At 60.7% G+C, this 23,769-nt stretch carries 9 protein-coding genes and 1 other RNA gene; 3 read left to right on the top strand and 7 right to left on the bottom strand.

The genetic code is table 11. From position 1 onward, the window contains the following. Positions 1–125: 125 nt before the first annotated feature. Positions 126–995: a nitroreductase family protein gene (locus DWY03_RS07405; protein ID WP_231500825.1), complete on the bottom strand. Its 870-nt coding sequence runs from the start codon at positions 993–995 to the stop codon at positions 126–128. Positions 996–1,208: 213 nt separating this feature from the next. Here DWY03_RS07405 and DWY03_RS07400 point away from each other — a divergent pair, with 213 nt between their 5' ends. Next, a complete protein-coding gene (locus tag DWY03_RS07400) occupies positions 1,209–3,509 on the top strand; it encodes an LTA synthase family protein (RefSeq protein WP_117840326.1) in 2,301 nt (766 codons plus the stop codon). A 631-nt stretch (positions 3,510–4,140) separates the two neighbouring features. On the opposite strand, the gene bilS is transcribed toward DWY03_RS07400, so the two are convergent. The 3 genes from bilS to DWY03_RS07385 all read right to left on the bottom strand — a co-directional run bounded on the left by bilS (position 4,141) and on the right by DWY03_RS07385 (position 8,536). After that, positions 4,141–4,692: a flavodoxin family protein BilS gene (bilS, locus tag DWY03_RS07395; RefSeq protein WP_117773858.1), complete on the bottom strand. Its 552-nt coding sequence runs from the start codon at positions 4,690–4,692 to the stop codon at positions 4,141–4,143. Between the two features lie 127 nt (positions 4,693–4,819). After that, the gene (locus DWY03_RS07390) at positions 4,820–6,679 is read right to left on the bottom strand and encodes an ABC transporter ATP-binding protein (RefSeq protein WP_117779380.1); all 1,860 of its coding nucleotides are present in this window, start codon (positions 6,677–6,679) and stop codon (positions 4,820–4,822) included. Next, a complete protein-coding gene (locus DWY03_RS07385) occupies positions 6,680–8,536 on the bottom strand; it encodes an ABC transporter ATP-binding protein (protein WP_117840325.1) in 1,857 nt (618 codons plus the stop codon). A 397-nt stretch (positions 8,537–8,933) separates the two neighbouring features. Between DWY03_RS07385 and DWY03_RS07380 the strand changes: the two genes are divergently transcribed. Both DWY03_RS07380 and DWY03_RS07375 read left to right on the top strand, forming a co-directional pair. Then, a complete protein-coding gene (locus DWY03_RS07380) occupies positions 8,934–9,833 on the top strand; it encodes a hypothetical protein (RefSeq protein ID WP_147334518.1) in 900 nt (299 codons plus the stop codon). Between the two features lie 299 nt (positions 9,834–10,132). Next, on the top strand, positions 10,133–11,143 hold the full coding sequence (locus tag DWY03_RS07375; protein ID WP_117840323.1) for a hypothetical protein: 1,011 nt from the start codon (positions 10,133–10,135) through the stop codon (positions 11,141–11,143). A 348-nt stretch (positions 11,144–11,491) separates the two neighbouring features. Here DWY03_RS07375 and ffs read toward each other — a convergent pair. From ffs to DWY03_RS07360, 3 genes are all read right to left on the bottom strand, one after another. Next, positions 11,492–11,587, bottom strand: an RNA gene (ffs, locus tag DWY03_RS07370) — signal recognition particle sRNA small type. 94 nt (positions 11,588–11,681) lie between these two features. Further along, on the bottom strand, positions 11,682–23,261 hold the full coding sequence (locus DWY03_RS07365) for a Spy0128 family protein (protein WP_117840322.1): 11,580 nt from the start codon (positions 23,259–23,261) through the stop codon (positions 11,682–11,684). After that, complete coding sequence (locus DWY03_RS07360; RefSeq protein WP_158558635.1) at positions 23,258–23,650, bottom strand: hypothetical protein; 393 nt, start codon at positions 23,648–23,650, stop codon at positions 23,258–23,260. Before DWY03_RS07360 ends, DWY03_RS07365 begins: the two co-directional genes overlap by 4 nt. Positions 23,651–23,769: the final 119 nt, after the last annotated feature.

Below are 23,769 nucleotides of genomic sequence, written 5' to 3'. Positions count from 1 at the left end.
GGATTATAGGCAATCGGCCCATGTTTTAATGCACTGTTTTCCCAGCTAGATAAACATTTATACGGCCTTTAGGCCACCGCAGCGATATGGAATGTGACAAAGGGGCTGTCCCTTTGTCACATTCGTCATTTTCCGAGCCAATTTTTGAACCACCACTCCATGGAGCGGCTCATCTCGGCCATAAAGGGACTCGTGTGCTTGCGGGTATAGATGTCCACGACGCGCTCCCCCACCTCGCGGGCATGCGGACGGAACATCGCGTCCATCTCGGCCACCTGCGCGTCCATAGTCGCGTCGTCCGCACGGCGGTAGCGTTCCTCGTGCACCAGGTTCACCACGGGGTGCGCGATTGCCGGGCGCTCTTTGCGAGGCGTGCCGATGATGAGCATCGACAGCGGCATGGTATACGGAGGCAGATCCAGCAGCTCGGCCACTTCCTCGGCATTCTCGACGATATCACCGATATAGCAGCTCCCCAAGCCCAGAGCCTCGGCGGCAACCACGGCGTTTTGCGCGGCGATCACGGCGTCCTGGGCCGCGATGGCAAAGTCGCCCAAACCCGGCGCGCGGCGGGGCGCCTTGCCCGTACGCTCGACAAACTCGGGCTCAAAGCAGCCCACGTGCTCAAACAGATCGATCCACTTGGCATAATCGACCACAAATATTAGTGCCCAGGGCGCCTTGGCGATCATGGGCTGGTGGTCGCACAGGTCGGCCAGACGATCAAGCGTGGCCTGCTCGCGAATGCTCACGATGGAATACATCATCATGGCGCCTGCCGACGGCGCACGACTCGCCGCATGCAAAATCGCCGCCCGCTGCTCGTCGGTCACCGCCACGGGGCGGTCGTCGTCATCACGCGCGAAGGCACGCGTGGAGGAACGGTGCTCCAACGTGTCCAGCACCGCGTTGCCCGTGGTCTCGACCGGATAGCCGCACGTATCGACCGCCGCTCCATCGCCGCCCATGTCCGCCTTGCAAACCCGCTCGCTCATCGCCCTACCCTCGCCATTTCTTTAAGAAGCCTTTACGTTTCCGTGTAATTCCCGTCCATTATCGCGCAGGTCGCCGCTACATTGCGCAACACCGCCACGCACGCGCGTTATTATGGCTGGTTGTTGTGCGCAGTCACCAAATGCAGCGCATATCTTGGTAACAATCGGGTAAACCCCCACTTTCGTAGGTTTTAGTTTGTGAGGAGTCTCAGCATGTTCGCTGCCGCCATCTCGCTCGTCGGTCTTGCGGCGACCGTCTACCTTGTCTTGCGCGAGGCCAAGGCCATTCGCGCTCAGTCGGGCACCGTTGCCAAAAGCGCTCTTGGGTGGAGCGTCGCCTTCGGCCTGTTCCAACTCTTTTTGACCATTTGGGGTGCCATTGGCCTCGTCGCCCAAAACGAGCCGCTCGCCTTTGTGATGCTCATCCTGACCAACGCCATCCTCACCGGATGCGCTTGGGCCAGCATCGCCCGCGACCGCATCGCCCCGCGCGTCTTTGCGTTCGCCGAGCCCGACGCCCCCGCCCCCACCGGCAAGCTCGCTCGCCTGCGCGGCGCCTTTGTGGGCAAACCGCTCGTCGCCGCCGTCCTGTGCCTGCTGCTCGCCGGCGTCTTTGCGCTGCTGGGCATGGAGGTCTCGTCCAACCACGACTTTACCTGGGTCTACCCCCTGTGCATCCTGCTCGAGTGGGCCATCATCGCCACACTCATGACTGGCTTGTTCTTCCTATTCCAGCGCCACGGCGCAGCTTCCGCGGTCCTGGCCTTTGCCCTCTTTGTCCTGGGCATTGCCGAGTTCTTTGTCATCACGTTTAAATCCATGCCCATCCAGCCGGGCGACCTTTCGGCCATCTCCACCGCCGCCGCAGTCGCCGGCAACGGCTACACCTTCTCCATCTCGCTGTTCTGCGTGCTGTCCATGGGCTTTACCGCCATCGCCATGCTGCTGTGCGAGTACGCCGGCCTGGTCGCGCCGCACCGTCAGAAGGGCGCCGCCAACGCCAAGCGCATGTTGCTCACCAACCTGCTCGTGGCGGTGCTGTGCCTGGGCGGCGTGACCGCGCATGTCACGCTCATCGACTACTACAACACCCTCGGCATCACCGTCTACACCTGGCGTCCGCTCGAGAGCTACTGGCGCGAGGGCTATCTGCCTGCCTTTATTAGCGCGGCACAGTCCATCAAGCCGCCCAAACCCGCCGACTATTCTGTCGATGACGCCAAGGCCACGCTCAAAAAGTACGCCAAGGCCTACGACAAATCCGACGCGGCCAAGAGCGACGAGCGCGCCGCCGCAAAGGAGCAGTTCGACAGCGAGAAGCCCACGGTCATCGCTATCATGAACGAGACGTTCTCGGATTTGTCGATCTACCAGAACATGCGCGCCGGCTACGAAGGTCCGCAGTACTTTAAGAACCTGTCCAACTGCCTCAGCCGCGGAAAGCTCTACGTGAGCGCCTACGGCGGCGGCACGGCCAATACCGAGTTTGAGTTTATGACCGGCAACTCCATGGCCAACCTGGGCTCGGGCGTGTACCCCTACACCATCTACAACATGGAAACGACCGGGAATCTGGCAGAGCAGTTCAAATCGCTCGGCTATTCCACCACGGCCATGCACCCCAACCACGCGACCAACTGGAACCGCGAGAACGTCTACAAGGACTTTGGCTTTGACCAGTTCCTGTCCATCAACGATTTCCAAGGCGCCGATACCCTGCGCGGCATGGTGACCGACCAGGCAACCTACGACAAGATTCTTGAGCTGCTCGACCAGAACGCCGATCCGCAGTTTATCTTCGACGTGACCATGCAGAACCACTCGGGCTACGACACGGGCCTGCTGCCGGTCGACAAGCAGATGCACCTGAACATCGACACGACCGACCTGGACGCCAAGACCGTCGAGGACGGCACGCTCTCCGATGTCGACGAGTATGTCTCGTGCATCGAGCAGTCCGACCAGGCGCTGCGCTACTTCCTCAACGCCTTGAGCAAGCTCGACCGCAAGGTGGTCGTGGTGTTCTGGGGCGACCATCAGCCGTTCTTCCCGTCCAAGTTCAACGATAAGTGGTTTACCGGCGAGGACGACGCCACCCACCAGGAGCGCTTGTGGCAGACCGACTACATCATTTGGGCTAACTACGACGTTGCCGGTTGTGACCAGACGAGCGAGGTCGACGACCTGTCCACCAACTACCTGTCCACGCAGCTCATGCAGCTGATCGGCGCACCGCTGACCGACTACCAGAAGGCGCATATGACGCTGCGCGAGTCGCTGCCCGCTATCAACTCGGTGGGCTACGAGGACGCCAGCCTGCGCTGGGCGCTCTCCTCCAACGTCACCGGTGACGACGCCGCTGCCGCAGCCGCCACCAAGGCGCGCGAGGATTACGCCAAGATGCAGTACTACGAGATGTTCCGCGACGGCAAGAACGTCTATACGGAGCACTTCCAGACCGAGGCCAACGAGACCGACCCCAACCTGGCGCCGGGTACGACCAAGATTAAGTAGCTGCTAGCTGCTGAGCCACAACTGAAACGTCTGTCCAGGCGGAGGCATATAAGGTTCCCTGCTCGGACAGTCCTGCGCAAGACGAAGGCCACATTAAGTGGCCTTCTTTGCGTGCGGAACTCGCGATGAACCTTATATGCCTCCGCCCGGACAGACGCCATGTTGTTGGAGCGCGGCTTGTCATAGGGGTATCCGCTGAACATATATAAGTCGAAGGCCACGTCTTGTGGCCTTTTTTGCATCCGGAAACCGTGTCCCAGAATTCACGTCCGGAGTGGGATGCAGTTTCCGCTTGTGGCTCCGTTGGGAAGCTGCATCCCACTCTGATCGCAAATTCCGGGTCGCATTTTCCGCCAGAGCCCTCAACCGGAAACTGCATCCCACTCCAAAGGCAAATTCTGGGACGCACTTTCCGAATCCCCATCCATCCGGAAAGCCCGTCCCACTCTGAATACATCCAGCGAACGCATGAGAGCGTGTCGTCCAGGACGGTCTCGTCATCGGGGTGATGGAAAGTGTCACCCCCAAACGCTTGCCACAGTTGCGCCCACGAGTGTCAAGAAAAAAGCCTCGAGAATTTCGAGGCTTTCACATTTGTATTGTTTTGCACGAAGGACCGCGAACGACGAAGTTACTCGCCCAGCACGGCCTTCTTGGCCGCCGCCGCCATGTTATCCATATCTTCCTTGGTGGGATGATCCTTCGCGGCAACCCAGTTGTCGAGCAGCATCTTAAAGCGGGCGTTGTCGGGATCTTGCTCGAGCATGGCCTCGTAGCGCTGCTTGACCGCAGGGCCCATCTTACCCTGGCACATCGCCCAGCCCGCAAGCTCGGCATCCCCAGCCAAATTGGAAGCTACGCGGTCGATAATCTGCTGGTAATAGCTCTGGTCGGCGCCAAAGCCGCAGGTGCCAAACAGGAACACGCGCTTGCCGTGCAAGGCGGAGAGCAACGCCGCGACCGAAGGCGTGCACGCGCCCTTGTCGCACCAAAAACCGACGAGCACCATGTCGGCCGCGCAGGCCCCCTGCGCCTCGAGCGCAACCTGATCTGCATCCGCATCGTCACTCAACGCCGCGGCATGGACAAACTCAACGCCCGCAGCCTGCAGAGCGCGCTTGATCGCACCCGAAACCATCCTGGTATTACCGCTCTTGCTGTTAACCACCAAAGAGCACGTCATAGTCACGTTGCCTCGTTTCCCCCAAAACTAAAGCCACTAATGCAATTTATTAGATGAATATCTTAGTACTAACGTGACAGATGTAAACCACCTTCTGTCGATTGATTAATTTGCCCCACGACCGTGCTTACTGGGCAAACTGGCTGCGGTAGAGCTCGGCATAGAAGCCGTCTGCCGCCAGCAGCTCGTCGTGCGTGCCGCGCTCGATAATCTGGCCGTCGCGCATGACCAGAATGCAGTCGGCGTTGCGGATCGTCGACAGGCGGTGCGCCACGACAAAGCTTGTGCGACCGGCCATGAGCTCGTCGAATGCCGCCTGTACCTGCAGCTCGGTACGCGTATCGATGCTCGACGTCGCCTCGTCCAGCAGCAGAATCGCCGGATCGGTGAGCATGACGCGCGCGATGCACAGCAGCTGTTTTTGACCTTGGCTAAACGTGCCGCCGTCCTCGCCGATGACCGTATCGTAGCCGCCTGGCAGCTGCACGATAAACTTGTGCGCGTGCGCGCGCTTGGCGGCCTCGATAATCTGCTCACGCGTGGCATCGGGGCAACCGTAAGCGATATTCTCCGCCACCGTGCCCTCGAACAGCCAGGTGTCCTGCAGCACCATGCCAAAGGCACGGCGCAGGCTCGAGCGCGTGTAGTCACGCGACGAGCGCCCGTCCACCACAATGCGCCCAGCATCGATATCGTAAAAACGCAGCAGCAGGTTGATGAGCGTCGTCTTGCCACAGCCCGTAGGACCGACCAGGGCAAAGCGCATGCCGGGCTTGGCATCGATGCAGATATCCTGCAGCAGTTTGCGGTCGGGCACGTAGCTAAAGTCCACATGCTCAAAGGCGACCTCGCCCTTCGGGGCGGCGAGCTCTACGGCGTCCGACGCGTCGGGCTCCTGCTCGCGCGCATCGAGCAGCGCAAACATGCGGCGCGCCGAGGCGTACGCGGTCTGAATTTGCGTAATGACGTTGGTGACCTCGTTGAACGGCTTGGTGTACTGGTTGGCATAGGACAGGAAAATCTGCACGCCGCCCACCGTGAGCGCCGCGGGCACGCCCGTGATCACGCCCACGCAGCCGATCACAGCGACCACGGCATAGATGATGTTGTTGATAAAGCGCGTGCCGGGGTTGGAGAGCGAACCCATAAACTGCGCGCGCTCACCCGCGGTGTAGAGCTCAGCGTTGAGGGCATCGAAGCGCTGCTGAGCGTGCGGACCGTAGGCAAAGGCGTCGACAAGTTTCTGCTCGCCCACATACTCCTCGATATGACCACCGAGCTGCCCTTGGATGCGCTGCTGTGCTGTAAAGCTCTTGTTGGAAAGCTTGGCGATGGCGCCGGCTGCAAAAATGGAAAGCGGCGTGACGAGCACCACCACGAGCGTCATGATCAGGTTGATGGAGAGCATAAACGCGAGCGTGCCAACGATGGTGATAACGCCGGTAAAGAGCTGGGTAAAGCCCTGCAGCAGACCGTCGCCGACCTGGTCGACGTCGTTGACCACGCGACTCATAAGGTCGCCGTGGGCATGGCCGTCGATAAAACTGAGCGGCATGCGGCTGAGCTTATCGCTCGCCTCCACGCGCATGTCGCGCACCGTTTCGTAGGACAGGCGGTTGACGCAGTAGCCCTGCAGCCACTGGAAGGCCGCTGCTCCCACCACGACGAGCGCGAGTTTGGTAACGAGCGGCAGCAGCGCGTCGAAGTCCACCTGACCGGCGGCAACGATAAGGTCGATGCCCTCGCCGATGAGGATGGGCGTATAGAGTTGCAAGATCACCGAGATGGCGGCGCTCACAAACGACGCCGTAAACGAAATACGGTGCGGGCGAACATAGCCCAGCAGGCGGCGCGTCACCGCGCCCACGGGATAGCGCTCGGGATCACCGGGTTGGCGCGGGCCGTCGCCCAGGTCGTTGAGGTTATCGTTGCCGGACACATTAGCGGTCATCGTGGCGACCGAACCGGAAGAAGTATACGGGTTCATCTAGCAACCCTCCTTTGAGCAAGTAGGCGCAGGGGCAGTCGGGGCGGACGCGGGCACCGTGCTCCCCTGCTGGCCCTCGAGCTCCTCGCGGCGCAGCTGCGACTGGCAAATCTCGCGATAGAGCTGGCAGCTTGCATACAGCTCGTCATGCGTGCCCAGGCCCGCAACCGATCCGTGGTCGAGCACGCAGATCATGTCGGCATCGCGCACGGTCGAGACGCGCTGGCTCACGATGACCGTCGTGAGCGGCAGCCCGCCCTCGGCGGCACCGCGCACGCTGCGCTCGCGGATGGCATGGCGAAGCGCCGCGTCGGTCTTAAAGTCGAGTGCCGAGGCGGAGTCGTCCATGATCAGGACCTGCGGCGAGCCCACTAAGGCGCGCGCGATGGTCAGGCGCTGGCGTTGGCCACCGCTGAAGTTCTTACCGCCCGCCTCGACCGGGGCATCGAGCCCCTGCGGCTTGTTGCGCACGAATTCGCTGGCCTGCGCCATATCGAGCGCCGCCCAGAGCTCATCGTCGGTCGCTGACTCGTCACGCCAGGTCAGGTTGCTGCGGATGGTGCCGCTCACCAGCGACGCGCGCTGCGGGACGGTCGCGACCACATGGCGCAGCTGGTCGAGCGGCCAAGTGCGCACGTCGGCGCCCATCACGCTCACGCTGCCAGCGCTCGCATCGTACAGGCGCGGGATAAGCGAAACGAGCGTGGACTTGCCGCTGCCCGTGCCGCCGATAATGCCGAGCGTTTTGCCCAGCGGCAGCTCCAGGGTCACGTCATTGACGGCGTTGGCGGCGCCCGTGCCAAACGAAAAACTCGCATGGTCAAAGCTCAGCGCGGAGACCGGAACAGCGTCACCCGCCAGGTCGCTCGGCTCGGGCAGCGCAACCGGCTGGTTGTCCTCGTCGGTGATGCTCGGCTCGCAATTGAGCACCTCGTTGATACGCGAAGCGCTCGCGCTTGCCTTGGTAAAGACCACAACCAGGTTGGCGACGTACACGATGGAGGTCAGGGTCTGCGTCATGTAGTTCACAAACGCCATGACCTGACCCTGCGTGAGATCGCCCACGTTGACCTGGATGCCGCCCACCCACAGGATGGCGCACACGCCCAGGTTCATCACCAAAAACGTAACGGGGTTAAGGATCGACGAGAGCTTGCCCACCGCGATGGCAGTATTGGCCTGATCGTCGGCTGCTTGGGCAAAACGCTCACGCTCGTGATCTTCGCGTACGAAGGCGCGAACCACGCGGGCGCCCGAAAGACCCTCACGGCAAATGAGCGCGATGCGGTCGAGCTTTGCCTGCAGCTGTTTGTAGTACGGAATGCAGCGCGCCATGACAAACCAAAACACCAGGCCGATGGCGGGCGTGCAAATCAAAAAAATCATGCCGAGCTTAAGGTCGATAGCGAGGGCCGCGACCATGGAGCCCACCGCCAGGAAAGGCCAGCGGATGAGCATACGCACGCCCAGCGCCACGGCGAGCTGCACCTGGTTGACGTCGTTGGTGATGCGCGTGATGAGCGACGGCGTGCCAAAGCGATCGAGCTCAGCATAGCTCAGCTTGTTGATGTGCTGGTAGAGCGCGCCGCGAATGTCAGTACCCATGCCCTGCGAGGTGAGCGCCGCCATCTTTTGGCAGACGAGCGTAAACGAGATGCCAATCACGGCCATGGCGGCGAGCACCATGCCGTAGTGGACGACGGCGTTCACATCGTGCGCGCCGATGCCCTTATCGATCATCTGGGCAATCACCAGCGGCGTTAGCAGGTCAAAGATCACTTCGATCAGCTTGCACGCAGGGCCAATCACCATATATCGGCGAAACTTGCCACCAAAACGCCTGAGCAGCTCAATCATAAAAAGGCGCTCCCTATCATCATTCACATTCAATTCGAACCATGATAGTACTGTCGCCCCAACTGATGAGTAAGCCGCTCGTCATTTCTAGTGGAATTCGGTTTACAGAGAAGTGGGAAGTGTTCGGATGAAGTTGCCAATCAAGGTTACAGAGAAGCGGAGAGGTGTATGCGCATACCCGGCCACCGGCGGACCAATCGCTTGGTATACTTACAGTAGTGCTACCAAGTTAGTCGCCGACCCTTGAAATGAGGTGCCGAGATGAACGACATTCTCGCAAGAAGAGCAAGACGAGCAACTGTGGGCATCGCCCTTTCCGCGGCACTTGCCGCGCGAATCGCCCCCCCCCGTAACGGCGATCGCGGCAGAAACCAGTTCCCCCACCGGTGCAGTTGCCTTGCAGACGGAAGATGCGACCGCCGCTAAAGAAAAAGCGTATGCAGCCATGCAGGAAGCGCTCAAAACCCTCGAGGCCGCAAAAGACGCCGCAAGCCCCGAGAAACTTGCGAAAATCGATGATGACATTGCCGCTTTTCAAGAGATCTACGACATGGTGGTGACGGAAGCCGCCAAACGGAGGGAACCCCTTCCCGCCATGCAAGCGAACGTCGATGCAGCCCAAGCCAAATACGACGAGGCCATCAACCGGGTAAGCGAGCTCCAGGCAAAATTAGACAAGAAACTTGAGGCGCTTAAGGCACTCGAAGCACTCGGCGACGAGGAGCTTGTCGAAACTACTAAACAGCAAATAAAGCAGTTGCGCAGTGAAATCGTAACGGCAAAAGCGCAAGAAGACTCTTGCAAAACAGGGCTCCGCGAGCGCCACGACGGCCTCAAAAGGCAGGAAAGACAAGTTAATGACTGTGAACGTGCTGCAGAGAAGTATAAAGCCCATACCGACCAGTTCATAGCCTGGCGAGATGCGCTCCTCGACAATTTGAAAAAAGCGCAAACGGCCTATGACGACGCCTGCAAGGCATACGAAGAGGCAAAGGCCGCGGCAGACAAGGCCACCTCGCCCGAGATAACGCAACCGACCGAGACGACGCCTCCCTCCAACTCGGCGCAACCGGCCGAGGCGACACAGCCCACCGGCTCGTCCGCGACCGGCAAAAATACCCCGCCAAGCTCCACCAAGCAGGCGAACTCGAGCAGCGGCAAGCAAGCAGATACGACCGTCGGCAAGCTTGCGAACACGGGCGACACAGCGCCGAGCGCAATCGCACTCGCAGCAATCGCCGCCGCAGGCCTCGGAATAACCGCCACGGCCACACGCCGCATCAGGAACTCAAAATAGCCGCCAGAGCATACTACCTTCGCCAATCCACAAACCCAGAGACAAAAAGAGGTCCGTTTCCCCAACCCAGGGAAACGGACCTCTTTACTTGAAAAACAGATGGTAATGCCGCCGTCTCTTGAACCACGCAGCCATCAATGCCCAGACAACACTAGCAAGCCGCATTCCTTAAGGGATAGATTTAATGGCTGTTAATCAAGGGGTATACGCGCACGCCCGGTCAGCGGCGCGCCAATCGCTTGGTATACTTACAGTAGTGCTACCAGCTGAGTCGCCAACCCTTGAAATGAGGTGCCGAGATGAACGACATTCTCGCAAGAAGAGCAAGACGAGCAACCGTGGGCATCGCCCTTTCCGCGGCACTTGTCGCGGGAATCGCCCCCGCAACGGCGATCGCGGCAGAAACCAGTTCCCCCACCGGTGCAGTTGCCTTGCAGACGGAAGATGCGACCGCCGCAAAAGAAAAAGCGTATGCAGCCATGCAGGAAGCGCTCAAAAACCTCGAGGCCGCAAAAGTTGCCGCAAGTCCCGAGAAACTTGCGGCAATCGATGATGACATTGCCGCTTTTCAAGAGATCTACGACATGGTGGTGACGGAAGCCGCCAAACGGAGGGAACGCCTTCCCGCCATGCAAGCGAACGTCGATGCAGCCCAAGCCAAATACGATGAGGCCCACAACCGGACAAGCGGCCTTCAGGCAGAATTAAAGGCACTTGAAGCACTCGGCGACGAGGAGCCCAGCATAACTATTAAAGAGCATATTAAGCAGTTGCGAAGTGAGATCATGTCGGCAGAAAGGCGAGAGAAATCTTGTGAAGATGATCTTCACTCCTACCAACGCCGGCTCGAAAGCCAGGAAAAACAGGTTCAGTATTTCGAAAGTGAGGCGGAGGAAGCCAAAGCCCACATCGACGAGGACGTAGCCAAGCGAGATGCGCTCCTCGGCGATTTGGAAAAGGCGCAAGCGGCCTATGACGACGCCTGCAAGGCATACGAAGAGGCTAAGGCCGCGGCAGACAAGGCCGTCTCGCCCGAGATAACGAAACCCGCCGAGACAGTGCCTCCCTCCGGCTCAACGCAACCCGCCGAGGCGACACCGCCCGTTGCCTCACCTGCAACCGGCAAAGACGCCCTACCAAGCTCCACCAAGCAAGCGAACTCGAGCAGCGGCAAGCAAGCAGATACGACCGCCGGCAAGCTCGCGAACACGGGAGACGCAGCGCCGAGCGCAATCGCACTCGCAGCAATCGCCGCCGCAGGCCTCGGAATAACCGCCACTGCCACACGCCGCATCAAGAACTCAAAATAGCTGCCAGCGGTTATTGTCTTCGCCAATCCACAAGCCCAGAGACAAAAAGAGGTCCGTTTCCCCACCTAGGGAAACGGACCTCTTTAACTGCAAAAATTCAAACAACAGCACCGCCACCTCTTAAACTACGTAGCCATCAATGCCCAGACAACGCCAGCGAGCAGCAAAAGGCACGGGATTAAATTATTCAGATAAATGTGACCCTTCAGGCGGTTTTGGTCGGCTACCCGCGAGTGCCGGCAGGGCGCTTGGTAGTCGAGCGATCCCGCAGGCGAAGCCGAGGACCAGCGAGACACCAAGCGCCCTGCCGGCACTCGCGGGTAGCCGCGGCACCAAAAAACGCCTGCGCACTCGATGGATTCGGATGCCCGACAGAGGCTCCTTATGGCTGCTTCCTTCCGGACCTGACCAGATTCGGAACATGTCGTCATCCGAACCCATCGAACGCGCTAGGCGCTCGGTATATCTTACCTGCTCCCGTCCGCCACGGCAAGTGGGGCGAACCCATCGGATGGATTCGCCCCACTCGTCCATATCGCTAGCGGCGCCTGCGGTACAGGACCGCGCCGCCCGCGACGGTCAGAGCGCCGATGCCGGCCATGGCGCCGAGCGCCTCGACCGGCAGGCTGCGGTCGCCGGTGTCGGGCATACCGCCCTTGGAGCCGCTGCCGGAGCCGTTATCTGAACCGCCGCCCGAGCCGCCACCCGGCGTGCCGGGGTTCTCGGGGGTGCCGGGGGTGCCGGGCTCCTCGGTGTAGCTGTTGGTGAAGACCGGCGGCAGGTTGGCGTCGCCCTCGTAGGAGACCTTCGCCGACAGATAGCCCGTCCTGGTGCCGTCTGCCACCTCGTCGCTCACCGTGACGACGATCTTGTGCACCGCCTTGTCGTAGGTCACGTGCGCCTGGCCGTCGTCGACCTCGCCCACCGTGAAGGTGTAGGTGCCGGCCTGCTTGAAGGTCAGCGCATCGAACGTGACGCTGCCATCGGCGGCATTCTTGGCGGTCGACATGACCTTGCCGTCCCGGCCCTTGAGCTCAAAGCTAAACTGGCCCGCCTTGAGCTCGGCGCCCTTGAGCACCTTGGCGGCGCCCAGCTTGAGGGTGACGGGCGCGGCCTCGTAGCCGTTGGTGAACGTCACCGAGTCGCCGCCCGTGGGATTGCCCTCGGCATCCGCCAGCTCGTGCCTGACGGTGAGCGTGCCGTTTCCGGCGTCGGCAACCGTCGTGCGCACGCGGTACGCCGCCCTGTCGTACGTCACGCCGCCCGCCGTGCCGGCGATCTCGCGCAGCTCGTAGCCGTGCGTACCGGGCGCGGTGTAGGTAACGGGGCTGAGCGCGACCGTGCCGTCGGCGGCGTTCTTGCCCGTCGCCGCGACGCTCTCACTGCCGTCGGCGGCAATCTCGACCAACTGGAACTCAAACTCGCCCTCGGCCAGGTCACGGCCCTTGAGCTTCTTGTTCACCTTGATCTGGTCGGTGACGGAGCTCGGCGTCGGGTTCACGCCGTAGGTGTTGGTGAACTCGAACGCGCCCTTGCCCTCGGGCGTACCCTCTGCGGGCAGGACCTCCGCGACGAGCGTGCCCGCGTTGGTGTCCTCGACCACCTTGACCGTGAAGGTCCTCGTCGCCGTCGCGTCGTTGACCACGCCGTCGACCGAACCGGACTCGCTCACCCGGTAGGCGAACGTCTTGGTGCGCAGGCCGCCGCCGTCAATCTCGACGTCATCGAGATCGCTCGGCTGCCTGAACGTGACATGGCCCAGCTCGACGTTGCCGGCGGCGTCGTTGGTCGCCTCGGTCACCGTCTTGCCGGAGGCGTCGACCGGCGCGGGCGCGCCGTCCAACGGCGTGATCTTAAAGGTGTACTTGCCCGCAATGTCGGCCTGCGTGAGGCCGAGTCCGGCCTGGCCGAGCGCCAGCGTCTTGGTGCCCGCAAGGTCGACCGTCGCCTCGTTGGTGCCGTAGCCGTTCACAAACGACAGCGTGCCGTCGGAGCCCTCGGGGTAGACCACGGCCACATCCAGCCCGCCCTTGCCGTTATCGGTCACCTTGACCGTGATATCGAAGCTCGAGGCGGTCGCCGTCACGCCCGCGGACAGCCGGTCCGTGCCGTCCTCGGATACGGTATAGGGAATGACCCAGGAGCCGTCGGCGGCCCTGGTGGCGATGCCGTCCGCCACCATCCGCTCGAGAGCGTCGGTAGTGTAGGCAATGGGCGAGAACGCAAGTCCCGCGGCCTCGCCGTCGCCGGAGGCCTGGTTGGTCGCGGTCGCGACCACGTTACCTTGGGCATCGCGGACGGAGAACGAGAACTCGCCCGCCGCCGCGGCTCGGCCCGTCAGCGTCTTGGTGGCGTTAATTGCCACGTTGCCCTCGCCGCCGAGCGTTCCGGTGGCCTCGTAGGAGTTCTGGAACGCGACCGTCACGGGCGCGGGCGCCGCCATGGCGTCATCTGCCGTGGAGACCTCGCTGCGTGCGACCTCGACACCGTCCTTGGCAACCGCGGTCGTGACCGTGAGTCTGCCCGTCGCGGCGTCGTAGGCGGGCGCGATGGTCACCGTGCGCGGCGCGGTGTCGTTGGCGTAGCCCTCGCCGCCGAGCTTGGTCTCGGTGACGGTGAAGCTGTAGGTCTTGCCCGCGTCGGCGTCGGTGAACTTCACATCGCTGCCCGCGGTCCCGCCGATGAGGTCGACCAGGTCGGCCGCGCCGTCATCGGCCGCGGCCACGGCGTAGGCGTCCTTGTCGGTCTTGAGGCCGAGCTTGGCGGCCGTCTCGGCGTCCGCGGTCACGGTGAAGGCGAACTGCCCCGCCTCCATGGCGCGACCACAGAGCGTCTTGGACAGGCGCACGCCCGCGCGGGCCGAGTAGTCGAGCTCGGTCGTGTAGGTATTGACGAAGTCGCCGCCGCTCACCTCCGCGATCGCGGGCGTCGTGGCCGCGAGGTTGCCGGAGCCGTCATCGGTCACGGTCACCGTCATCGTGGCGACGTGGCCGTCGTAGGCCACGCCGGCGATGGCAGAGCCGTCATCGGGCCTGACCTCGCGCGCCGTGTAGGTGAAGGTCTTGGCGCGCACGCGCTTGCCGCCGACCTCGGCGAACTCGGCATCTTTGATATCATCGAGCGTGTAGCGGATGGGGCCGAAGTCGAAGGCGACCCTATCGCCCGCCTTGGTGCCGGCGGCCGTCACGCTGACGGTCTTGGAGCCGTCGGCAGATCCCTCGGGCATGGGCGCGCCGTCCTCGCCCGCGAGCGCGAACTGGAAGCTGTCGCCCTCCGCCCAGTCGCGACCCTTGAGCGTCTTGGTGAAGAGCCCCGCGGTGGAGACGTCCCTGCCCTCGGCGGCCGTTCCGTACGTGTTGGTGAACGCGACGGTCGCGCCGTCCTCGGTCACGGCGCCCTCGGCCTTGGAGCCGTCAGCCCCGTTGACCGCGGTCGTGTAGCCCTCGGCGGCGTCCTCGGCCACGGTGTAGCGCGCGCCCACAGGCAGGCCGGCGACGGTCTTCTCCTCGCCGTCCTTAAGCTTGAAGGCCACCTTGCCGTCCGCGAACGTCACGGCGTGCTCGCCCTTTCCGAAGGTGCCGGAGACGGGCTCGCCGTCCCCGTCGGTCAGCGCGACCGTAAAGCCGAACTCGCGCTGGCTGTCGCCGCCGACGACCGTCTTCTTGACGGTGAGGCTGCCAGTCTTGGCGATGTTGGTAAAGACCGCCGCCTCGACCGTGCGCTCAGCAGCGTCGCCCGCATCGTCGGTCAGCTGTGCAATCTTGGTCTTGGCAGACAGCTTACCGGCGCCGCCGTCGGTCACCGTGACGGTGGCACGATAGGTGGCCTTCGAGAACGTGAGTGTCGCCTCGTCACCCGACTGCTCGGTAATCACATAGGTATAGGTACCGGGCTTGGTGTACTCGATGGTACCGAAGTTGCCGACCTGGGCATCCTTGTGCAGCTCAATCGTCGACACGCCGTCTTTGACGCCCTTGGGCATAGGTGCCTCGCCCTGGGCAGTCAGCGTCATGGTAAAGGCATCCGATGTCATCCAGTTGCGTCCGGAAATCTTCTTTTGGACCTTGAAGGCGTTTTCCACCTTTGTGGACTCCACGCTGTAGACGTTGGTGAAGCCCACCTGCGTCGCCTGTCCGACGGTACCTTTCTGGGGGTTCGCCTTATCGACAACCGCAAAGCCATCCTCGCTCGTCATGAGCTCACCCTTGGAGTCGAGCTCCTGCACCTCGTAGTGCGCACCCGTGGGCAAGGTAACCGTGACGGAGCCGCCAGCCTTGAGCGCGATGGTGTCACCGCTCTTGATCTGTCCGCTTATATAAGTGCCATTGGTGCCGCCGGGGCGACCGGCGAACGCAAAGGTGCCGACCAGAGGCGTTGTGCCATCGGCCTGGTAGAGCAGCACCTTAAAGGTAAATGCCTTGTTGGGCGCGGTGATGCCTTCGGCGGCCGTGACCGTCTTGCTCAACGTCAGGCGCCCGTCAGTGACCTCATCGGTAGTGGTGTTGGTCTTGACGGCAGGGTTGTTGCCGACCGCCACCGACGCCTGGTTGGAAATATTGCCCGAAGCGCCACCGTTCTTAAACGCGTCCTCGGTCACGCGGACCTTAAACTGAACCGTGCCCTCCTTGCCGGCGGGAACGTCCGCCAGCGTCCAGGTGAGGTTGCCGTCATTGTCCTTGGAGCCGACATCCTTATGGTCGCCGGCGAACTCCACGAACTCGGTTCCCGCGGGAACGGCATCGGTGATCGTCACCGTGGCAGACGCGCCCTCGGTGTTCTTGTAGCCGATGGTGTAGGTGAGTTCGTCGCCCAGCGCCACGCCCGACTCATTCGAATCCTGGGCATCGCTCTCGGACTTCTTGGGCACGTAGTTGGTCGTGGTGCCGGTATAACTCTTGTTGCCGACCTTAATGGTGGCAGCATTGTTGACGGCGCCGACCGCACCCTGGGCGTCCTTCACGGCGTCCTCGGTAATCTTTACGCGCACGCGCACCAAGCCATAGCCGCCCGCAGGCTGTTCGCCCAGGTTCCAGGAAAGCGACTGGCCGCTCGCGGCGCCCTTATCGGCATACTTGCCCTCAAAGGCCTCGAACACGACGCCAGTGGGCAGCTCGTCGGTTACGGTCACGTTGGCCGGAACCAGGTTACCGTCGGCATCGACCGCAGTATTGGCCCAGTTGATGGTGTAGACGTAGGAGTCGCCCACAGAGAGCAGCTGCCCGTCGATGTCCACATTAGGCTCCGCGACCGTGCCGATCGTCTTGACCTTATCGTGCGTGTTGTGGAAAACGATCTTGCCGTTCTCGGTACCATCGCGATAGGTCACCTTGGACGTCAGCGTGCCGTCGTTGTTGTCGGTCACCTCGAGCAGCACGCGGCACGTCGCGGACGTATCCACGGGACGCACACCATCGGGCAGGTTGGCCAAGCACTCCTTTGCCACTAGGTTAAAGCTATAGGTGGTAGTGTGGTCGGCATTGTGTCGCTTGGTGGCAACGCCATCGCTGACGGCGTCGGCAAGGTCAATCGTCTGCTCATCAGTTCCGCTGGTGGCATCGCCGAGCTTAAAGTAAACCTTGCCGAAGTCGACCGTTGCGGTACCGTTCTCGCCCGCCTGGGTCGTGCCCTCATCCATCTTTTCGAGCGAGCCGTTGGCCTTCTCGGCATACAGGTCAAACGTATACTGACCCGCCTCGATCTTGTCGCGGGAGTCCATTACCTTCTCGGCAGCAAGGCCCTCAAAGGTTCCGGTCGCGATGTAGCTGTTGGTGAAGGACACCTGGGCCTTGGCGGTACCGCTCTCGGAGCTAAACTTCGCATCAGCGGAAAGCTCGACGTTCTTGGCGTCATAGTGCTTGGCCGTGGTCACGGTATAGAGCGAACCGTTATCGCGCTTCTTAACCGTAATCTCTACCTTCCAATAGGTGGAGTCGTACTGATAGCCGTGCTTGCCGCCGCCATTCTCGACAACCTTGTAGGTGAACGTCTTGTCTGCATCTTCCGTCGCGAAGGTCAGGCCGCCCAAAATGTCGGTATGGGACGTGCCATCGGCCTGCGGCTCATCGTTTGTCACGGTGAGCTTGCCCTCATCTGCGCGCAGCAGCTTGTTGAGCTTAACGGTCGAGGCGTTGTCTTCGCCCGTTACCGTAAAGCCAAACATGCCGGCATGCAGGTCGTGCCCATTGAGCGTCTTGACGATCTCCAGACCGCCCTGGAGCTCGTAGCTCGTTGAAGTTTGGTAACTATTGGTGAAGATGAAGTCTTCCGAGCCGGTCGCGCCATCGGCGCGGGCCACAAGCTTGCCGCCCTCATCGGTTACAGTGATGGTCAGGTTATAGGTGTGCGCGTCATACGTCCACTCGCCGAGGCCGCCATTCGGGGCCAGCTCGTTAATAGCAAACATATACGTGCCCGGCTTGTTGAAGGTGAGCTTCGAAAAGTCAATCTTTTCGTGCTCCCCGTCCTTGAGGGCCGCCGTCGTTTGCTTCTCCTCAGCATAGCCGTTGTCCACGCTCATCGAAGATCCGGTGATGAGCTTGCCATCGATGGCAGTCTTGGTAGCATCGTCAGCCGCGGTCATAGCAAAGGTGAACTTGCCCGGAGCATCGGCACCGGCAACCACCTTCGTCACGGACGGGGTGTAGGTTGCCGCCTCGGTGACCGTATAGGTGTTCTTGAATTTGACCGTCGCGACACCGGTGGACGTTGCACCCGACGGATAGATCCACTGGCCCTCGAGCTCGTCCTTGCCATCGACCTGCTTGCTTACCGCTGTCGTGACTCTAAGCGTACCGTCGCCGTTATCCGCCACGACAGCCTTAACCGTATGGACCGTCTTGTCGTACGTATAGCCCGTCGCCTTGTCGTCAATCTCGCTCACCGTATAGGTGAACGTCTTGCCGGCATCATTCTGATTGAAGATCAGCCCACCCGCAGGTGCCAAACTTACGGTCTTGAGAGCATCGGCCTCGACATTTGCGGTCTCAAAGACCTTGCCATTCGTGGAAATGCCAACCTTGCTGGCAGATGTCTCGTCAGCAGGCTTGACGATATAACGGAACGAGCTCTTAGGCGAGCCAAAAATGGTCGCGTCCTTGGGATACGTCAACGTCTTCTCGATCCACAGGCCGCCAGCGGCGCCATAGTCGAGACTTGCCGTGTAACGGTTCACAAACGAGACAGTAGGCGTCGTGGCGCCGGCCTCACTTGCATCGTACTGCTGCACGTAAGTATGCGAATCTTGCTTGAGCTGGACAATCTTTTCGTCCGTCAGCGCGCTCGCGTCGGCGCCGGCGCCCAGCAGCTCCGTCACACCCGCACCCTTGAGCACGGTCGTCACGGTGTAGAGCTTGGCAGGGTCGTTCTTGCGCGCAAGGACCTTAACGAGCACGATGGCATCACCCGTGTAGCTGGTGTCATAGGCGTAGCCGGCAGCCGCAGGCTGGTTCTCTTGGATGCGATAGGCAAACGTACGCCCCAGGTCCTGTTCCGTGAGCTCACGGGCAAAAAGCTTCTCTTGCCCGCTTGCGCCCACCACGGCACCGGACACGCCGGCCCCCGCAGCCGTATTGGATAGGCTAGCCTCGGCGCCGTCGACCGATGTCTGAACGCCGTTGTACCAAAGGCCCGTCACGGCAAAGGTAAACTGGCCCGCGGCAGAAGCGCGACCCTCAAGGGTCTTGCTGACCGTCACGCCATCAAAGGTGCCCGACGCATGGTATGCGTTGGTAAAGGCGGCCTTGTCGGTTACGGCCTTGTCCGCATCGGAGGCGCCGGTGTTGGCGTAGGTCACGCTCGACACGCGCAGCTTGCCCGTGTGGTTGCCCGACTCGTCCAGATCGGTCACCACGACGGTCGCGCGTGCGGCGTGCTTGTCCATGGACATGCCCGCCTGGCCATCCTGCGCAGCATTCTCGGTGATGTTGAAGCTAAAGGTGCCCGCGCGATTGAACGTCACGGTCGGAGCAGCTTCGGTGCCAACAAAGGAGAACGAGGCCACGCGTCCCGACTCGGGCGTGCTGGCGACTGCCTGGTTGGCGTTAACGGCAACAACCCCATCCTTCACCGCCTGTGCAGTGGTTTTGCTCAAACCAGTTGCGTTGGCATCGTCCGCAGCAGCGGTGAGGTTAAAGGTATAGCGTTCGCCCTGGTTCCAGTCGCGACCGCTCACAGTCTTTTGGCCCTGCAGGGTCACGCTCGTGGGCTCCACGCTATATATATTGGTAAAGGAAGGTGTGGCATCCTTGTCCAGCTGCTTTACCGAGCCGTCCTCTGCAACCTTGTAGTACTCGATCGAAGTCTGGATGCCGGCACCCTTCTTGGCGTTGCGCACCAAGGCATAATAGACCGACCCGTCGTAGGTCATGCCCGTAATGCTACCGAGATTCTCAGCGAACTTGTACACGTAGGCGCGTCCCGCATCCGCCTTGGCGGTATAGGAGATCGCCGGCCATGCCACCGTACCGTCAGCGTTGTTGCCCACGGTTACGGTATTGTCCTCGGCACCCTCGGGCATGGGAGCCGTCACGCTCGCATCGACCGTATTGGGACTGAACACAGCGTTGACGTCCGCATAGCCGCCAACGCCCTCGAGCGTAAAGCTAAAGGCGTTCTGGGAAAGCGGGAAACTCCCGGCGTTGTCGGTCAGGATCTTTTGAGCATGGATGGTGATCTTCGCTTCGTGTGTATCGTAGTGGTTGGTGAAGGTTGCAACCTTACCGGCAACATCCGTCTTGGTGTCGGCACCCGCGTCGTCGCACTCCTGCACCACCTTCACGCTCGCAACGGCCAGAGCACCGGCATGGTTATCCTCCACCACGACTGTCGCGGTATAGACGGCAGCAGAATAGCTTATGCCGTCCGCACCGGCATCGGAGCCGGGGATAACCTCCTTGATGGTATAGGTGTACGTGCCTGGCTTGGTATAGGTAATATCGCCAAACGTCGCCGGCTGGTCGTTGGTGAGCTCGACCGTCGCCACCTTGCTCTTGGCACCGCTGGGCATAGGAACGCCGTCGTCGGCTGTAAGCTGCGCGGTAAAGGAATCGCCATCGGCCCAATCGCGACCTTCGAGCACCTTCTTGGCGCTCAGACCGTTTTTGGCCTCAAGTGTTACGCGGTTGGCGCTGTAGTTGTTGGTGAACTCAAGCGTGTTTTCAGCGGGAATCTGTCCGCCCGCAAGCGCGACAATCTTGCCCTCGATGGTGTTGCCAGTTCCCGACTGCTCCTCGCCACCGACCTTACGTTTCACGAGGCTAAAGCCGGCCGGAAGCACCGACTCGTCAGCAGAGCCGGTAACAGTGTTAACGATGCTCGCCAGCACGTTGCCGCTGGACTCTTCGCCCTTAGTGGTGAGCTCGCTCACGCTATAGTTGTCGTCCTTCTGAAGGTCGTATACGCAGATGGTCTCGCCAGCCTTGATGGAATGGGTGCCGCCGTTCTTGAGCGTAAAAGATTTGCCCACAGCGTTGCCGTTCGCATCAAATACATGCGCCTCATAGCCCTTCTGGGACTCAGGCAGGGCGAACTTAAACGTAAACGTCAGATCTTTGCCGTCCGCATCCTTAGTGGGTGCAGTAAGCCCGTCATCTGCCGTCACGGTCTTAGTCACCTGCAGGCGCGCCACGCGACGGTCGGCATACTGCACGGCCGTACCCGTGGTAAACAAATGGTTGAGCTGAAGCGTGCCCAGTTCAGTACGGGTCTTGGAGGCATCGTCTATATATGCTGGGTCATCTTCCTGGTACAGGGCCATGCGGTTGATGCCCGTGTCGGCAAAGATGGTCGCCAGCTGACCGTCGCGCGCGCCACCGTCCTCGACATAGCGCAAGACCGACCTGGTTCCCTGCGTCGTCTTGTCGTAGCGCATGTGCATCAAGTTGTCTGTCAGAGAGGGCGTCACGCCCTCGGCGGTGCTCGCTTGACCCCACGTCAGATTGCCGCTGGCGTCATCGGTCGCGCTCTGTAATTTGCCCTTAATGTGCGTAAGCGTGTTGTCGATGGAGTCGGGAGAGCCAAACTGCGCCAGGGAAGCAATCAGCGAACCCGGGCCACTCATACTACGCACACCGTCGTCCACATCGCCGGCATCCACATACACGCCCGAATCATCCACAATCACCTTGGTAATCGTGCTGTTAATCTCATAGCCATCCGGGCTTTTAGACTCACGCAGGTAGTACGTACCCTTGACAAGGGGTGCATTATTTGCCGAATCGAGTGGGAAGCATGCAGCGCCCTCAATGTCATACGGATAGGTCATGCCGTTTGCCTGCACGGTGTCATACGGCGTGGCACCGGACTTGATGGCATACGCGCTGGGACTATCGCCGGTAACGTCCTTGGCCTGGTACAGCTCAAACGTCGCGCCGTTCACGGGCTTGCCCAGGTCGTCAACCTTCTGCACAAACAGACGGTTCTGAACGTTGGTGAGGTGGATCACCGTAGAAAACTGCCTGTTTATCGTTTGATATTGGACCATAGAGGTGTTGTCGATGGTTGCCTCCGCCAGAGACGATGCCGTGGTGTGGTAGACCGCTACGGTATAGTCGGCTTGACTCTTGTCTTGCAGCATGGCGGCGTATGTCTCGATATCGCCAGGCAGAGAGCTGACCGACACCTCGTAGTCACCCTTGGTGTTGACGGCAAAGACATTGGTGTCCGCTGATTTGGCAGCTTCGACAGCGCCGGCGATGCCGTGCGTGGAGCACAGGGTATATCCGCTAAGCGGGTTGCCCGTAACTGCCGTCCACGCGCTTTCGTCCGTGTCACCCATGCTTTTATCGGTGCGCTTGAGCACGACGGCAAAGGTCGTGCCCGAGCGGATGGCTTTACCCTTGTTATCCTGTGTATCTTCAGGGAGGGAGATGGTCTCCTTGGCGGCCAGATAGCCACCGTTCAGCCACATGCGGCTGCCCGTCCATTGGTTGTCATCGGCTGTTGTGACCGTTGTTTGCGGCGCAACCACCACGCCACCCGTACCGCTTGCAGCAGCCGGCTTGTACTGCAGATGCAGCTCGCCTCGCTTTGCGGTGGTCGACGAGGTCAGGCTCGAGCGGTATCCCGGGGGCAGGCCAACCTCTTTGAGCACAAAGTAATCATGTCCCTCGGAATGCTGGTTGTCGAACGAAAGGACCGAACCATCTGAGTTCAGAAGCACCAGCTGGCCATTGGCGTCCGTCGTGCCCCGGGCGATGGCCTCACCCTGCGCGTTCCAGTTGGGATCTGACCGATACAGGGCAAACGTGGCACCCTGAACTGCCTCGCCGTTCTGGTCGACCTTTTCGAGCTCAGAGGACGGCAGGGTGGTGAGGTTGAACTTGAGCGACATGTTCGATGCGCCCGCGCCGCGCTCCAGATAAAAGAAGCTCAGCGTGTGCTTAGTGCTGTCGCGGAAGGTGTTGTCGCGGAAGTTGGTGGTATCTGCGCCGGCGGCTTTGAACATTGCTTTGATGGTAGTATCCGGAAAATACTTTGGTGAACCATTCGCGCCATCAATATGTCCAACGCGCACCACACCAGTAGCGAAGTTAATATCAAGCGTCGCCTTCTCGTGGATACCACCCAGATCGCCCACGAGCACGCCGTCGATATAGACCCAGACGTCATCGTCACCCGAGAACTTAAAGACCATGTCATTGTTATCGGTGGTCTTGCCGCCCGTAGGCTGGACGAACTCCGTGGTCATGGACATGCCAAAGTGGTGGTTGAGCTTATCGTTCGTTCCGTCCGTTATTCCTATAGGAGAGAGCTGACCGTCATTCTCTTTAAAAACCTTGCCGGCCGAGTCAAAGGGGAAGAACTGACCCCGATTCGCATCTGACACGCTGTCCTTATATACGCCAGCCTTATCGTAGACGTCAAAAGAGTTGGTCGTGTGGTTATATACGGCATAGTTGCCGTTAGAACCATACGAGTCGTAAACGTAATAGCCGCCCTTAAGCTGGAAGAGACCCTTCACGTTGTTGTAGACGGCCTTACCATTCTGCTTGCCATTTGCCTGGCTGTCGCTATTAAAGAGATAGGCCAGCGACTCGTCGGTGTACGCACCACTCGTGTTATAGGAGGTGTAGGTGCCGGCATTGATCGACGGATAGCCATTTACCAGCGTGTTCTTCACAAACGAAAGACGTCCAAAGCCGCCAATATCACTTTTCCCGTCCACTTGTTAATGCCCGTGCCGGCACCACCATTGAACTTGAGCTGATGACCCTTATTGATGCCAGTGTTGTTATTGCCGTTGTCGTTATTGATGTTTGCCGAGCTATCGTTGTCGCCATCGACGACCCAATAGTCGAACAAATTGACCGTAGTGCCGGTGGGATTCACCGTCTGCACGGTATGGTTGCCAAAAGGAACCGCTTGATCGGCCGACGCACTCGTCGCACCAAACATGAGCGCACACGCCGCCAGCGGGACGGCCAAAACCCTCAGGGCACGCTTGGCGGTATTGGTTTTCTTGCCAAAAGGCTTTAGCATTTCTCGAGCTCTCGCACACGCGCGATTCATGAAGGCCTCCCCAATCCATGAGGACGGCAAGCAGCGGCTCGCTATATATGTGTGTCGTCCCCATCGATGCAAATATACGCCCCATTACAGTCTGAAATAGGCCATCGATAAATTTCGAT

Source organism: Collinsella sp. AF23-2, from assembly GCF_003459245.1.
GTDB lineage: Bacteria > Actinomycetota > Coriobacteriia > Coriobacteriales > Coriobacteriaceae > Collinsella.
The sequence above is the reverse complement of the archived record's forward strand: the minus strand, read 5'-3'. Positions and strand labels throughout refer to the sequence as shown.

Bases quoted from the DNA above. Each gene is read 5' to 3' on its own strand.
- DWY03_RS07385 (WP_117840325.1), bottom strand. From the start codon at position 8,536: ATGATTGAGCTGCTCAGGCGTTTTGGTGGCAAGTTTCGCCGATATATG.
- DWY03_RS07405 (WP_231500825.1), bottom strand. From the start codon at position 995: ATGAGCGAGCGGGTTTGCAAGGCGGACATGGGCGGCGATGGAGCGGCG.
- bilS (WP_117773858.1), bottom strand. From the start codon at position 4,692: ATGACGTGCTCTTTGGTGGTTAACAGCAAGAGCGGTAATACCAGGATG.
- DWY03_RS07360 (WP_158558635.1), bottom strand. From the start codon at position 23,650: ATGAATCGCGCGTGTGCGAGAGCTCGAGAAATGCTAAAGCCTTTTGGC.
- DWY03_RS07375 (WP_117840323.1), top strand. From the start codon at position 10,133: ATGAACGACATTCTCGCAAGAAGAGCAAGACGAGCAACCGTGGGCATC.
- DWY03_RS07400 (WP_117840326.1), top strand. From the start codon at position 1,209: ATGTTCGCTGCCGCCATCTCGCTCGTCGGTCTTGCGGCGACCGTCTAC.
- DWY03_RS07390 (WP_117779380.1), bottom strand. From the start codon at position 6,679: ATGAACCCGTATACTTCTTCCGGTTCGGTCGCCACGATGACCGCTAAT.